Here is a 13,898-nt window from a genome sequence, read left to right on the forward strand (position 1 = left end):
TTGCGAACTCCCATCATCTTCCGGCCAGCACCGCTTGGGAGGATGCGCCGTTCCATTGACGCACCAGCGCTTCCATCTGCCCCACGTAGTTCCGCTGCTGGGCGCGCTTCGTCTCCGAAGAGACGGAGGCGATCTCCAGCGCAAGGAGCTGGTGGGCAAGCCGCATCAGCGCCTTGAACTGCTCCGTCTGGAGCCCCCTCCCGAGCAGGTAGGGGATGATCCAGAAGTCGAATGACCACTGCGGCAACCAAACGGAGTCCTTCACCGTGAGGAACATCCGGTCGATGTGATCCATCGCCTCCAGGCTCTCCATGGTGTCGTGCCGCCAGATGAACCCCTGGCCGGTAATCCCATACTGCTGCCGCTTTGCATCCACGGCAGTACCGGGTTCGCAGTACCAAAGCTGTGTGCGGTAGTAGTCCGGCCGCGTCTCCTGGATGAACGCGAGGGTCTCCTCGACCGTCTCTTCCGTCTCGCCGGGGAAGCCCAGGATGAATGACGCGAAGGTGAGGATGCCGTGGGCATGCAGCCGCTTCATGCCGCTCACGTATTTCTCGACCGTCGCGGCCTTGTTCATGTTGGCAAGGATTCGCGGCGAGCCGGATTCAATCCCAAGGAAGACGCCGCGGCACCCGCTCTGCGCCGCCAGGTCCACGGCCTCGTCGTCCGAGTTGCTGCACCGGAAATAGGAGAACCAGTTGAAGCCGTAGCGGCGCTCGATCAGCAACCGGCACAGTTCCTTGAAGCGCTTCAGCGGCACGTTGAACGTATCGTCAATGAAGACGACGTTCTGGGTGCCCAGCTCGGCCATCGCGTCCAGTTCGCGTGCCACCGCATCCATGCCCGCCAAGGTCAGGCTGCCAGCACGCATGGGATAGGCACAGAACGAGCAACTGTATGCACAGCTCCGGGCGGTGCGGGTCTGGAGCGTGGGGCCCAGGGGGCTCTCCGCCATGCCGCGCCAGTCGATGATGTTCTCATCGAGGGAGTTGCTTTCCGCCTGCGGTGGGTTGATGCGGTAGCGCCCGGCGCGGACGGGCCCTCCCTCGGCGGGGTAGATGAGGTTGGGGACGTCGCTCAGCTCCTGGCCCGCCTTCAGCCGGTCGAGTACCCGCGAGAGCGTGAGTTCGCCCTGGCTCTCGACGACGTAGATGTCCGCGCCGAGGTCGTCGAGCACCACCGCGAGCTCATTCCCCTCGTAGCGCCGGTGATGGTTGGAAACCAGCGGACCGCCGACGATGATCCGGACGTCGGGGTTGTGCTGGCGGATGAACTGCACCATCTCGATGACGGGATCATTGAGGACGTAGAAGGTGGTGGTGATGGCCACCGTGCGAGGGTTTTGAGCGAGCAGCTCGGCCAGGCGCTCCTTCTCGTGCTGGAACAGGTTGAGGTACGTCACGTCGTGGCCACGGCGGCCCAGGAAGCTGCAGAGATAGACGGCAGCGAGGCTAGGGATGCCTCCAGAGCGGAACGCCGCGTGTGGCGTCCCCGAGGGGAGGGCTCTGCAGTACACGTGGTTCAGCAAGTCCACGTAGTTGAGCCGCTTGCCTTCGAGCTCGATGAAGCTGAACTTCAGATCCCGATACGCTTCGGAGTCCTCGCCAAAGCGCCTGATTCCGGCTTCGTACTCGTCGAACGGGGTCTCGTTGTACCCGATGACGATGCAATCGCGACGTGTCGACTCCGCCATGACCGCTCCCCTGTGCTTCGGCCGCTGCCGCCGGATCCGCCTCGCCACGGTGAGCTGGGGCTGCTTCCGGGGTGGGCCGGGAGCGCTCCCCTCTACCGCTACCTGTGAATTGCGGATTTTGCGGAATTCTCTCAGACGCCGCTACCTGATTCAACCCGCGCCGGGGGCGCCCACTCCTGGAGTCCCTCCATCAACGCACAGAGTCTCTGTCCGGGGTCCCCGAGGAGACGCTCGAGCACGTACTGCATTTGCGCCAGCGCACGGGTGGCCGTGTCTTCGTCAATCCGATCGCGCTGCCAGCCGAGTTCGAGCCTCAGTGGTGGGCCCGGGACTGCCACGAGTGACAGCGGGTAGGGCCAGCGATCGATGATTCGCATGGCCTCTACCGTGAACCCCGGCGCCGTGCGCTCGAGGACGAAGCGGATGGGGTAGTTCTCGAAGCGGAGGACACTGTCGAACAAGGGGCTGTCGTCCGGCAGCCCGGTCCAACGCCTCAACGTCGAGAGTGGAACGTGGCCGAACTGGCGCTGCTCGGCCTGTTGCGCTTGCAACTGGACCAGCCACTCGAGGACGGGAGTGCCCGGTACGAGCCGGACGCGCGTGGGAAGCGTGTTGATCAGGTGCCCGACCATGTCCTCCACACCCGGGAGGTCCACGGGGCGCACGGCCGCGGTCACCCCGAAGACAACCTCCTCGGTGCGGGGGCCATTGGCCAGGACCAGTGCCCACGCACCTTGGACCAGGGTGTTCAGCGTGAGCCGGTGTGTCCTCGCCAGTTCCTGGAGCGCCATTGTGGTGGCCGGCGCCATCTCGAGCGTTCGTTCCGCATACCGCGCATGCTCCAGCGGTCGCTGCCCGCCGGCTGGGGCGAGGGAGGTCGCCGGTGGTCCGGCCAAACCCGCCAACTCGCGCCGCCAGTATTCCTCGGCGCGCCAGGGCTGCTGGCGCTGCAACCAGGCGACGAGTTCCCGGAAGGGGGGGCGCGGTGGCAGCTCCACGGGGACACCGCGCGAGAGGCTTCCGTAGACCGTGAACACCTCTTCTAGCAGCAGGGACATGCTCCAACCGTCGAGCATGCCGTGGTGGCTGCTCCACACGAGGTGGCACGCCTGAGGCGCGAGCTGGATGAACGTGAACCGTAGCAGTGGCGGCCGGTCTGTGCTGAAGCCGGCCTCGCGGTCCGCCTCGAGGAATTGCTCCAGCAGGATGTGCGCCTCACTGTCCGTTCGCTTCGTCCAGTCGAGCCGCTCGACGGGGAGCGAGGGGGCGCGGTGGACGAGCTGGTGGGGCTCCGCCATCGACTCCATCGCCACCGAGCCACGGAGCGCCGGGTGCCGCTCCATCACACGCTGGCAGGCCGCGACGAAGGCTTCTGGCGAGAAGGTGCCCACCACCTGGCACGAGAGCTGGGTGAAGTAAGCCCACGCCCCGGGGTGGGCTCGCGTGTGTTCGAACATCTCGCGCTGGCCAAGCACGAGTGGATACACGTCTTCCGTGCCAGGCGCCTCCGCCAGCAGGCGCTCAAGAGACACCGGTGCCAGCCGTGCAAGCGGGAATCGGGCCACGCGCTCCCGGTGCCCGCCCGCGCGCGCGAGCGCGACGAGCTCCCGGAGGACCTGGAGGAAGCGCTCCGCGAGTCGGGCGATTGTCGAGGCGTGGTGGCGGGCCTCGCTGTAAGCCCAGCCGATCCTCAACCGACCGGCGTGGATGAGTCCGTTGACTTCGAGCGCGTGGGTGCGCGGCGCCAAAGGGCTGACGGTCGGGCCAGGGGACTCTTCCGCGGGTTGAAAGAGGCCGTCGCCCGCGAACACCTGATCGAATTGCCCCAGGTAGTTGAACAGCACCTGCGCTTTGTCCGCGGGGGGGCCACCGGCGTCATCCTGGCGCAGGTAGCGCAAGACGCCGAAGTCGATGCCCTGGTTCGGGATGCGCTGGAGCTGGGCCTTCACGGACTCCAGCAGCTCCAGGAGGCCGTCACCCGCGGGGGCTTCGAGCAGGACAGGGAAGATGGAGGTGAACCACCCCACCGTGCGAGAGAGGTCCACGTCATCGAACAGCGGCTCCCGGCCATGGCCCTCCAGGTCCACGAGCCACCTTCGGCCCCCCGTCCAGTTCGCCAGCACGGAGGTGAGCGCGGTGAGCAGGACATCGTTCATCCCGCAGCGGAACGCTTCAGGCACCTCGCGGAGGAGCGCGGACGTCTCCTCCTCGCCGAGTTCCACGGTGTACGTCCGGGCGTCCGCGGCGGTGTCGCTGGCGGCCGATGCTCCGGGCAGGTCCTCCGGGAGTCTTGCCACGTTGGAGCAATCCATCCGCCGCCAGTAGTCGAAGGCGGGGGCGGCGGAGGCTGCGTACTCGCGCAGCCGTTTGGACCAGTGCTGGTACGAGGTGGTCTTCGCGGGGAGATGGATTTCGCGTCCCTGAAGGAGGGACTGGTGCGCCGCTTGAAGATCCTCCAGCAGGACGCGCCAGGAGAAGCCGTCCACGGCCAGGTGATGGGCGAGGAGCAGCAGGCGCCCCGGCTTCCCTTGGCCGAGGTCGAACCACACGGCCCGCAGCAATGGGCCCTGTTGGAGATCCAGGCGCTCTTGCAGGCTTGCCGCAGTGGCCTCCAGCTCGCGGCGCTGATGTTCCGGGGACAAGCCAGAGAGATTGAACGTGCTCACGACTGGCGCGCGCTCCAGCTCGGCGCAGCGCTGGAGCCAGCCATGCCCGGTTTCTTCAAAGCGCAGCCGGAGCGCGTCGTGATGGGCCAGGAGCGCCAGGAGCGCCGGCTTGAGGAGGTCCGAGCGGAAGGACGCGTGGGTTTCCAGCAGCACAGCCTGGTTGAAGTGGTGGGGGGCGGGTTGGGGCTGCCGGAAGAACCAGCACTGGATCGGGGTGAGTGGGACGTCGCCATTGACCAGTCCCTGCTCCGCGATGATGGACCCACCGGTACCCGACGCCGCAGCGAGTTCATCGAACGTCTGGTGATCGAAGAGTTGCTTCGGGGTCAGGTGCAGGCCAGCCCGGTTCGCCCGGCCGATAAGCTGCACGCCCAGGATGGAGTCGCCGCCGAGGTCGAAGAAGTTGTCGCGGATGCCGACCCGTTCCAGGCGCAGGAGCTCGGCTCCGAGGGAGCACAGCAGGGCTTGCGCACGGGTCCGAGGCGCGACGTACCCGTCGTGGGACTCGCGTGCGATCGCCTCAGGCGCGGGGAGCGCCCTGCGGTCCACCTTGCCGTTCGGCGACAGGGGCAGTGCGTCCAGTGGCACCACCACCGAGGGGACCAGGTGCTCGGGGAGCTTCGCGCGAGCGAGCTGGCGCAGCACCTCTGGCTCCACGTCCGCGCCTTCGTTCGGTACCACGTAGGCCACCAGCCGCTTGCTGCCCTCGATGTCCTCGCGCGCGACCACCACCACTTCGCGGACGCCGGGGGCCTGGCCGAGCACCCCCTCAATCTCGCCCAGCTCGATGCGATATCCTCGCACCTTGACCTGCTCGTCCCTGCGGCCGAGGAAGTCCAGCACTCCATCCGGGAAGCGGCGCACCCGATCCCCAGTCCGGTACAGCCTGGCGCCAGGGACGTCGCCGAACGGATCCGGCACGAAGCGCTCCGCGGTCAGCTCCGGCCGGTCGAGGTAGCCGCGGGCCACGCCGTCCCCGCCGATATAGAGCTCCCCATGCACTCCCACCGGTACGAGGCGCAGGTGCTCGTCGAGCACGTAGAGCCGCGTGTTCGCGATCGGCCGGCCGATCGCTACTGACCCCGTGCGGGCGTCATCTGGCGTTGCCTCGTGGACGCAGCAGCCCACCACCGTCTCGGTCGGCCCGTACTCATTGATGAGCCGTGTCCCTGGTGCGTGGCTCCTCCAGGGCTCCAGCGCTTCGGCACTCAAGGTCTCCCCGCCAATGACGAGCGCTCGCGCCTGTCCGGCCAGCGCCGCCGCGTCGAGCTGCCGCGCGAGCAGCCTCAGGTGTGTCGGCGTCAGCTTGACCAGGCTGAAATCTGGCTTCGAGCGGAGTGCCTTGGCCAGTCCCTCCAGCCGGTCGTCCTCTGGGACCAGCGTCACCGTCTTTCCTGCCACCAGCGGCGCGAGGAGGCTCGTCACCGTCAGGTCGAAGGAGATGGAGGAATGCACCGGAGCCCCCGAGCCCTCCGCCACGCGGTACGCGCCGGTGCTCCAGCTCAGGTAGTTCACCACCCCCCGGTGTTCAATCATCGCCCCCTTCGGCGTGCCGGTAGAGCCCGAGGTGTAGAGGACATACGCCAGGTTTCCGGCGGTGACAGGGACCTCCAGATTCGACGTCGCCTCGCGCGCCAGCGGCTCTTGGTCCGCGTCCAGGCACAGCAGTTGCTCTCCCTGCGAGGGGAGCCTATCGGCGATTCGTTCGAGGGTGACCAGCACTGGAACGCGGGCGTCCCGGAGCATGAAACCGAGCCGCTCGGAGGGGTAGGTGGGGTCGAGCGGGAGGTACGCACCGCCCGCCTTGAGGATACCGAACAGGCCCACCACCAACTCCGGACCGCGCTCGAGGCACAGGCCGACCACCGTCTCGGGGCCAACGCCCATCGCCTGTAGGCGCCTGGCGAGCTGGTTCGCCCGCTCGTTCAGCTCGCGGTAGCGGAGCGTGAAGCCTTCGTGAAGGACCGCGAGGGACTCGGGCGTCCGGCGGACCTGTTCCTCGAAGAGCGTATGAACGCAGGCTGCGTGGGGGTACTCCGTCCGGGTGTCGTTCCAGACGGCGAGTAATTGCTGCTCCTCGTCCGCGGACAGGAGCGGGAGCGCGGAGATGCGGCAGCCAGGGGATGCCACCGCGCCCGCCAGGAGCCGCTGGTAGTGCGCCACCATCCGGCGAATGGTGCCTGCATCGAACAGCTCCGTGCTGTACTCCCACTTGCACTCCAGCCCCCGCGGCGTCTCCGCCACGAAGACGGTGAGGTCCAATTTCGCGGAGGCCTGTTCCACCTCCACCGGCTGAATCGTGAGCCCGGGCAGCGACAGCTCCGAGAGCGCCACGTCCTGGAGCAGGAGTTTGACTTGAAAGATGGACGCATGGCCCCGGCTCCGCTCGGGATTGAGCACCTTGACCAGCTCCTCGAAAGGCAGGTCCTGATGCGCGTACGCGTCCAGCGCCGTGGCGCGCACCTGCCCGAGCAGCTCCCGGAATGGGGGATCTCCTTCGAAGCGGGTGCGCAGCGCGAGCTGGTTGACGAAGAAGCCGATCAGCCCCTGTGTCTCGGCGCGGCTGCGATTGGCCACGTCCGTGCCCACGACGATGTCATCCTGTCCGGTGTAGCGATGAAGGAGCGCTTGGAACGCCGCCATCAGCATCATGAACAGGGTCGCGCCTTCGCGCCGGGCCGCTGCCCGGAGCGCCTCCGCCAGCTCCGTGGGAATGAGGGACGCCAGGCTGGCGCCCGCGCCACTCCACGCCGCCGGACGCAGCCGGTCCGTTGGCAACGCGAGCACCTGCGGCGCGCCCGCGAGCTGCCGCCGCCAATACGAGAGCTGGCGTTCGAGCACCTCCCCCTGGAGCCAGCTTCGTTGCCAGAGCGCGAAGTCCGCGTACTGGATGGGCAACTCCGGTAGCGCGGGCCCGGTGCCGGGGGCCGCGGTGTAATGCGCGGCCACCTCCCGCACGAGCACGGTCTCAGACCAACCGTCCGAGACAATGTGGTGGAGGGTGAGCAGCAGCACGTGATCGTCCGGAGCGAGCCGCAGCAGGGTGGTCCGCACGAGCGGCCCCTGGGTCAGGTCGAATGGCCGCGAGGACTCTTCCCGAGCCATCCTCGAGGCAATCGCCTCTCGGCCATCAGGCGGATGTGCCTCGAGCGACACCAACGGGACGGGATGGGGTGCTGGCGGGGTGATGTGCTGGAATGGCTGGTCCTCGGCCATCTGGAAGGTGGTGCGCAGCGACTCGTGACGCCGCACGACCTCGGAGCAGGCGCGCCGGAATGCCTCCACGTTAAGCGGACCGCGCAATCTGAGCGGCACCGCCATGTTGTACAGGGGGCTGTCCGGCTCGAGCCGGTCGAGGAACCACAGCCGCTGCTGCGCGAACGACAGCGGAATCCGCGGGGGCCGGGGTGCGCTCGGGATGATGGCGTGGGTGGGGGTGGCCGCGTGGGCTTCTCGAAGGAAATCGATCAGCTCCGATTTGTGGGCGCGCAAGGACGCGCGCAGCTCCTCGGTGAGCACGCCCTTGGGCGCGCTGCAACGGAGCTGCTCTTGCTCCAGCCACAGCCTCACGCCGCGCTGGCGCAGCTCTGTGACCAGTTCGAGGACTGTCACAACTCCACCTCTTCGCGCTCGACGTCCTCCGGCTCGTCCTTGGGAGGGCCCGAGGTCGCCCAGCGGAGGGCCTCGATCTTCTCGGCCAGCCGGGCCACGGTGGTCAGCTCGAACAGGGTCCGCAGCGGCAGGTCGATGCCGAAGAGTTCCCGCAGCCGGGAGTGCGCGCGGACAGCGAGCAGCGAGTGACCGCCGAGCTCGAAGAAGTCATCCTCGACGCCAATGGACTGGCGCGACAGCACCTCTTGCCAGAGCGCCACGAGCCGCTCCTCCACATCGGAGCGGGGGGGCGAGGGCGCACGCTCTTCCTGGGCAGCGGCGGCGTCCGGCATGGGCAACGCCTTGCGGTCCACCTTCCCGTTGGCGTTCAGCGGCAACGCGGGCAACACGACGAAGACCGAGGGCATCATGTAGTGCGGCAGATGTCCCTGGAGGAACTCACGGAGGACTGTGATGCCCTCGTGGCCGTCGCGGGGGCCGCCCCCGGCAGCACCGGGCCAGGTCCCCTCGTACGGTACCACATAGGCGACCAGTTGTTTGCCGCGGGTTGGCAACTCGCGAGCCACCACCACGGCTTGCCTGACCGTTGGGTGCCGGGCGAGCACCGACTCCACCTCACCTGGCTCCACCCGGAAGCCACGGATCTTCACCTGGAAGTCCGCCCGGTCGAGGAACTCGATGCTTCCGTCGGGGCGATAGCGGCAGATGTCGCCCGTCTTGTAGAAGCGCGCTCCGCTGAGGGCGGAGAACGGATCCGGTAGGAACGATGCGGCCGTGCGCGCGGGGTTGTTCAGGTAGCCGCGGCCCACCCCGATGCCGCCAATGTACAGCTCCCCAGCGAGCCCAACAGGCACGGGACGCAGCCGCGGATCCAGGATGTACATCGTCAGGTTCGGCAGCGCGTAGCCGACCGGCACGCGCTCCTCGTCGTCCGGTGGTGGCTGGGACACCGTGTAGAGGTTCGTGTCGTCCGAGGTCTCCGTCGGGCCGTAGGCATTGAGCAGCGGCACGCGCGGGTACAGTTTCAGCCACCGTCTGCAAAGCGCGGGCGGGAGCACCTCGCCGGTGGGAATGAGGCAGTGGAGCGACTGCATCGGCAACCGCGCGGGGTCCATCCGCTCGAGCTGCTCAAGCATCGCCGTCAGCAACGCGGGAACCACCTCGAGGACGGTGATGCCTGTCCGGTCCAACTCCGCCAGGAAGCTGGCGGGATCCCGCGTCAGTTCGGTGTCGAGGATCTGGACTCGTGCTCCCAGCATCAACGGGGCGAGGAACTGCCAGACCGAGATGTCAAAGCACTGTGAGGCCGTTTGAGCCATCACGTCCGCTGGCCCCAGCCGCAGGAAATCAATCATGCCGCGGATGTGGTTGATCTTCCCAGCGTGCTCCAGCATGGCGCCCTTGGGGGCGCCCGTGGAGCCGGACGTGTAGATGACATACGCCAGGTTCCGCCCGTGGCTGCGGCAAGGCGGATCGTCCGCTGGGGCCTGGCGCTCCAGCAACTCCGGGATCTCCAACGCGCGTGGCCGGGCACCGGCGGGCAGGAGCGCCAGCGCCGCGTCGAGCAGCGCGCGGCGTTCTCGGGACACCACCACCATGGGGGTCTGGCTCTGCCCGAGGATCTGCGCCAACCGCTCGGCAGGGTGGTCCGGATCCAACGGGAGGTAGGCGCCTCCCGCCTTGAGAATCCCGACGATGGAGGCGAGGAAGTCCACCCCTCGATCGCCGAGCAGCGCGACGACGATGTCTGACCCCACGCCTTCCGCGATGAGCGGATGCGCCAGCTGGTTGGACCGGGCGTTGAGCTCGCGGTAGGTGAGCTGGGCGTCGCGGTGGGTCACGGCGATTGCGTCCGGGGTCCGTGCGGCCTGCTCCTGGATGAGCTGGGGGATGGAGCTGTTGAACGGGTAGTCCGCCCGCTGCTGGTTCCAATCGAGCAGGACCTGCCGGCGCTCGGCGTCCGGCAGCATCGAGAGTTCGTCCAGGCGCCGCTCGGGGTGATGGGCCAGCTCCTCGAGCAGCCGCGCGTAGTGCGTCAGCAGCCGCGCGAGCGTCGCGTCGTCGAGCTGCCGGCGATCGTAGCTCGCCAGGAGGGTGAAGGCAGGACCGGGGACAACGTCGATGTGAAGGATGTAGCTGGTGAAGTCGTAGGTCTCGACGTCCGTGACGGTCGCGCCACCGCCCGGCGAGGTCTCGGCGTGGGAGAAGGGGAAGCTCTCGAAGACGAGCAGCGTCTCGAAGAGGTTCTGGCCGCGCGGCACCTCGCTCCAGCCGTGAATCTGCACGAGCGAGCTGTACTCGTACTGGCGCGCCTCGGCCTGCTCGCGCTGGAGTTGTTGGAGGTATGGCAGGACGAGGCCGTCTGGATCGACCCGCGTCCGCACGGGCTGGGTGTTGATGAACATCCCCACCATGGATTGCGCGCCAGGCAGGTCGGCGGGCCGTCCGGACACCGTGGTGCCAAAAACGACGTCGGACTGGCCGCTATAGCGGCTGAGCAGCAGCGCCCAGATGCCTTGGAAGAAGGTGTTCGGCGTCAGCGCGTGCGTCCGGGCGAGGGCGCGGAGCTGCTCCGAGGTCTCTTCGGAAAGAATGAGTGAGGAGCGCCCATGCCAGGAGCCTTCGGCCTTCGTGGCCCGCGCCACCGGCAGGGGCGTGGGTGAGGAGAAGCCTGCCAGCCGCTCGCGCCAGAAGTGCTCCGCCTGCCCGGATGATTGCTGTTGGAGCCAGGCAATGTAGTCGCGATAGGGGCGCGTGACGCCGCGCGAAGGGCGCTCGCCCCGGACGAGCGCGTGGTACGCGTCGAGGCACTCCTCGAGGAGCAGCCCGAGTGACCAGCCATCCAGCAGCAGGTGATGACAGCTCCAGACGAACGTGTGGGTCCGAGGGCCGGTGCGTATGAGGAGCAGCCGCATGAGCGGCGCCTGATCGAGCGCGAACCCGCGCTGGCGATCCGCATCGAGGAGGGCCGTCAGCTCACGACGCTGTGCCTTCGGTGCGAGGTGGCCCCAATCCCGCCGGGTGAGCTGCACGGAGACGGCGCGGTGGACGACCTGGAGGGGCTCCTCCAACTCCTCCCAGGTGAACGAGGTGCGCAGCGCTGGGTGCTGATCGAGGACGTGCTGCCACGCTGCCTCGAAGTGCGCCGGCTCCACGTGCCCCTCCAGTGTGCACGTAATCTGGAGGAAATACTGTCCTGCCTCGGGAGCGTACAGGGTGTGGAAGAGCATCCCCTGTTGCAGGGGCGAGAGCGGGTAGATGTCTTCGATGGCGTGGTGTGACATCAGTCAGCCCGTCCGGTTCGTTGAGAGGGAGACGCCGCGAGCAGGGCGGCAATGTGAGAGGTACCGTTCTTTCAATGGCAGTTCAATCCAGGGGACACGTTCCACGCCTATGTATGGGTGGAGCGTGCGCCGCGCGCCCACGCCACGCGTTCGTCGATGCGGCGGGTCAACCGGTAGAGGGCTGGACTGAAGCCCATGCGGGGCCAGGCGCGGGAGGCGGTCAGATTGGTCGCGCGCCAATCGGTGACACAGGCGCGGAATCCCATTCGCCCGGCCTCCTCCACGCCACGCGCGAACAGCGCACGGCCAACGCCGCGGCAGCGAACGTCCTCCCGTGTGACCCCTACCGTGAAGGTGACGCTCTTCGGAGGCGTCAGCACTTCGTCGGGGGGCTGTTCGGCAGGGCTGAAGATGGCGAACCCGAGCAGCCGTCCGTCCTGCTCAGCGAGCCAGATGCGATCGGCTTCGCCCTCAATCAACTCCGTGTAGTCCTGCGGCCAGTCTTTGGAAAACTCGGGCAGGTACGGCGCGAACACCGGTGACGCGCGCTGGTGCTCGGAGATGAGCCCCGCCATTTCCAGGAGCCGATCCAAATCGTCCATGCCCGCGCGGCGGAGCCGGAGGGGGCTGTCCAGGACGCCAGGCCGGAGGTCCACCGGGTCCAGGGAACGGAGCGAGTGGACTTGCTCATGCCCGAAGCCGGCGCCGTACCAGGCCTCGAGTGCGGGACGATCATGGGCTGGGACGAGCGCGGCGTGAACGAAGCAGCCTTCCTGGACCCACTGCGCGGCCAGGGCCGCATACAGGTCGCGGTACACCTCGGGGCTCGTTCCTGGGGCGAGGGCGTGGCCGGGCGCGAACAGCCAGGCCGAGCGCCCCCACGTGGTGTCGATCCGCAGTGTCCCGAGGGCGAAGCCGATGAGTCGCCCATTCTGGAGCGCGGCGAAGCCGCTCGTGCGAGGTCGCTGCCGGAGCGCTTCCAGGATCCGCCGCGCTTCGGTGGCTGACTCGGGCTCACCCGGCAACAGCGGGAGCGTGGCCCGATGGGCGCGGTGCCGCAGGGCGAGCAGCGAGGCGGCCGCTTCCAGGTGCTCGTTCGCGAAGGGGACCAGGTTCATGGTCCGAGCTTGTCCCGTCTTCCGCGGACAGTCCATGTTCCCTGGAAGCCATGCCGCGGCCTCACTCCACGGGCTGTGTCAACGCCAGACGCACCAGTCGCATCGCTTGTTCGAGCAGCTTTGGGTCGTCGGATGGGAAGCGGTAGGGGAACCGGTAGCGCGCGCGCAGCGCCGCCACACGCCCGGCGATCTGCTCCGTCGGCTGCGTCTGGAAGATTGCCGCGACGAAGAGCCCGGCGAGCTCCTCCATGTCGTCGGCCATGAGTCCGTGGTACGTGGGCTCGTTCAGGCCGACCCGGAGGACCGGTTCAGGGATGCCGGGCAGCGATGGATAGGCATTGGTGCGGATGCCCGCGTCGAACAGCCGCTGGCTCGCGGTGAACGCGTCCACGCCGGAGGCCCGCGTCCGGATCCAGAGCTGATGGCCGGCCGAGAAGCCACGTTCCTTGCCGTCAAGCGCCAACCCGAGACGATCGAGCGCGGCGCCGAAGCGCCGGGTATTCAACACCACCTGGGCGGCGTACTGCTCACCCCGGCAGTGCTTGAACTCGAGCAGCGCCAACGCCAGGCTCACCGTCGCCCCGAAGTGGTGGCTGCTCACCATGTACTGCTGGGTTGCTCGGAAGCGCTCGAAGAGCTCCCTCCGGTTGGTGGCGAAGATGGCCTTCTGCGGACCCGGGAAGGTCTTGTGGGTGGAGCCGCCGAAGGAGTGGGCCCCCTCCGTGAGCGGATTGGGAAGCTGACGGCCGAGCACCAGACCCATCCAATGACTTGCGTCGATGTGGAGCAGGGTGTTCGGGGCATCTCGCTGGACGGCCCGCGCCAGCCGTTCGACGCCCAGGGGAAACAGCGCATTGGATTGATCGATGTAGACGAGCCCCGGCTGGTGGGCCCGCAGCGTCTCTGCGAACTGTGTCTCGTCCACGGTGTGCGCGTCGGGGCCCGTGGCGTAGCAGACCTTCAATCCCAGCCGGGCGGCGACGCTCGCGGTCGCATAGTGCCCGCCCTGGGCGCGGGATAGCAGCATCACCGTGGAGCCAGGCGGGCCTCCGAGCGCGGACAGCGTCAGGGTCATCAGGTTCAGCCCGGACAGCGCGCGCACGTTGACGAACTCGGCGCCGGCCAACTCGCGCAGCAGCGGCCTCGCCAGCTCGGTCTCCAGCGAGGACAGCTCTTGTACGCCCCGGAACTCCCAGGGCTCCTCTTCTGCCCCATCATTGAAAAAATAGCGGTGGTGTAGATCGAGCAGCATCGGCAGCTTGGCCAGCGCCGACATGCTGTTCTCGCTCGGCACCATGTTCAGGGTGCGCGCGGCGCGTGTCTCATGCTGTTCGAGGCGGGTCAGGATCTCTGAGATCTGTTCCAGGTCCACGGACGCTCCTTGAGGCAGTGGCCCGCGAGACCGGCCTCCACTGCGCAATCCTAACGACATGTGTCAGGCGCGGGTTCGCTTGTGGGGCTGCGAGCGGCACTTGCATGACTTTCCCATGATGGGCACAATCCTGGACTCTCGCAGGAGTTTTCC

Annotated in this window: 5 protein-coding genes; all 5 read right to left on the reverse strand. The window is 67.7% G+C overall.

What is annotated here, in order from left to right; genetic code table 11:
• Positions 1-13 precede the first annotated feature (13 nt).
• The 5 genes from FMQ63_RS05385 to FMQ63_RS05405 all read right to left on the reverse strand — a co-directional run bounded on the left by FMQ63_RS05385 (position 14) and on the right by FMQ63_RS05405 (position 13,745).
• Positions 14-1,693, reverse strand: a complete 1,680-nt coding sequence (locus tag FMQ63_RS05385; protein ID WP_011554592.1) for a PhpK family radical SAM P-methyltransferase — start codon at positions 1,691-1,693, stop codon at positions 14-16.
• Between the two features lie 131 nt (positions 1,694-1,824).
• Complete coding sequence (locus FMQ63_RS05390; protein WP_011554591.1) at positions 1,825-7,971, reverse strand: non-ribosomal peptide synthetase; 6,147 nt, start codon at positions 7,969-7,971, stop codon at positions 1,825-1,827.
• Positions 7,968-11,255 carry a non-ribosomal peptide synthetase gene (locus FMQ63_RS05395; RefSeq protein ID WP_011554590.1) on the reverse strand — a complete coding sequence of 1,096 codons (3,288 nt, stop codon included), beginning with the start codon at positions 11,253-11,255 and terminating at the stop codon, positions 7,968-7,970. The genes FMQ63_RS05390 and FMQ63_RS05395 overlap by 4 nt, the downstream gene beginning before the upstream one ends.
• Positions 11,256-11,362: 107 nt before the next feature.
• Positions 11,363-12,373 carry a GNAT family N-acetyltransferase gene (locus FMQ63_RS05400; RefSeq protein WP_020477883.1) on the reverse strand — a complete coding sequence of 337 codons (1,011 nt, stop codon included), beginning with the start codon at positions 12,371-12,373 and terminating at the stop codon, positions 11,363-11,365.
• 61 nt (positions 12,374-12,434) lie between these two features.
• Positions 12,435-13,745, reverse strand: coding sequence for a hypothetical protein (locus tag FMQ63_RS05405; RefSeq protein ID WP_020477882.1), 1,311 nt, complete (start codon positions 13,743-13,745; stop codon positions 12,435-12,437).
• Positions 13,746-13,898 lie beyond the last annotated feature (153 nt).

Source organism: Myxococcus sp. CA005, from assembly GCF_006518205.1.
Lineage (GTDB): Bacteria > Myxococcota > Myxococcia > Myxococcales > Myxococcaceae > Myxococcus > Myxococcus xanthus.